The organism is Cellulomonas pasadenensis (assembly GCF_047229365.1).
Taxonomy (GTDB): domain Bacteria; phylum Actinomycetota; class Actinomycetes; order Actinomycetales; family Cellulomonadaceae; genus Cellulomonas.
Window position 1 is genome coordinate 1 of the sequence record NZ_JBFTEP010000268.1, and the last position, 1,330, is coordinate 1,330.

General features: G+C 76.8%; 2 protein-coding genes. Both read right to left on the reverse strand.

Annotated elements, in window-relative coordinates; genetic code table 11:
• On the reverse strand, positions 1–287 hold a 287-nt coding region (locus AB6N23_RS18385; RefSeq protein ID WP_412867395.1), incomplete at its 3' end, for a twin-arginine translocase TatA/TatE family subunit.
• 55 nt (positions 288–342) lie between these two features.
• Positions 343–1,330 (reverse strand): S1C family serine protease (locus AB6N23_RS18390; protein WP_412867396.1); only part of this gene is annotated, 988 nt, incomplete at its 5' end.

Consider the following 1,330-nt stretch of genomic DNA (forward strand, 5'->3'; position numbering starts at 1 on the left):
GCGCGGGACGCCCCCGTGGCCCGCGACGGCGCGACGTCGTCCAGCAGGGCGTCCCGCACGATGCGCCGGGGGTCGTAGCGGCGCGGGTCGAGCGCCGCCCAGTCGACCTCGCCCGCGACGTCGCCGAGCTCGTCGTCGACCCGGCGGCGCGTGTCCCGCACGACGTCGCGCAGCCGCCGGACCCAGCCGGCCAGCTGCTCGGCGTACGCGGGCAGGCGCTCCGGCCCGATCACGAGGGCGGCGACGAGCAGCAGGACCAGCAGCTCACCACCGTTGATGCCCAGCACCCGGACAGGGTACCCCCGCGCGGTCGACCGCCGGGGGCGGTGCCGGCGGGACGCCTCAGTCCGAGGTCAGCCCGTCGAGGCGGACGCGGACGTCCCGCTCCCGCTCGCCCGTCCGGACCCTCAGCACGACGGTCTCCCCCGGCTCGCGCGCGCGGATGTCGACGATGAGCTCCTCGGACGCCGTGACAGGGCGGCCGTCGACCGACAGGATCACGTCGCCGCGCCGGATGCCGGCGCGGTCCGCGGGGCCGTCCGGCGTCACGGCGGGGCTCCCGTCCGGGTCCTGCTCGAAGACGCGCACCCCCTCACCGGTGTAGGCGCTGTCCAGCAGGACCCCGATCACCGGGTACGTCGCCCGGCCCGTCGTGATGAGCTGCTCGGCCGTGCGCCGCGCCTGGTTGGAGGGGATCGCGAAGCCGAGGCCGATGCTGCCGCCCGCGGCGCCCAGCCCGCCCGGCAGCTGCGCGATCGCCGAGTTGATGCCCACGACCTGGCCGGTGCCGTCGACGAGCGGCCCGCCGGAGTTGCCCGGGTTGATCGCGGCGTCGGTCTGGAGCGCGTTGATGAACGTCTGGTCGTTGCCCTCGCCCGCGACGACCGGGCGGTTGCGGGCGCTGACGATGCCGGTGGTCACGGTGCCGACGAGGCCGAGCGGCGCGCCGACGGCGACCACCGGGTCGCCCACGACGACGGCGTCGGAGTCGCCCAGCGGCAGCGGGGTGAGGCCGGTGGCCTCGACCTTGACGACCGCGAGGTCGTACTCCGACGTCGCCCCGACGACCGTGCCGTCGAGCTGCGTGCCGTCGGAGAGGACGACGACCAGCCGGCCGTCGCCCGCACCCGCCACCACGTGGTTGTTGGTGAGCACGTACCCGTCCTCGCGCAGCACGAAGCCCGAGCCGGAGCCGGCCCCCTCGGCGCTCTCGACCTCGATCGAGACGACGCTCGGCAGCACGCCGGCCGCGATGCCCGCGACCGACGACGCGTCGCGCTGCACGGGCGCCGCGGGCGCCTGCGGCGCGGGCGGCAGGTCGGCCGTCGCC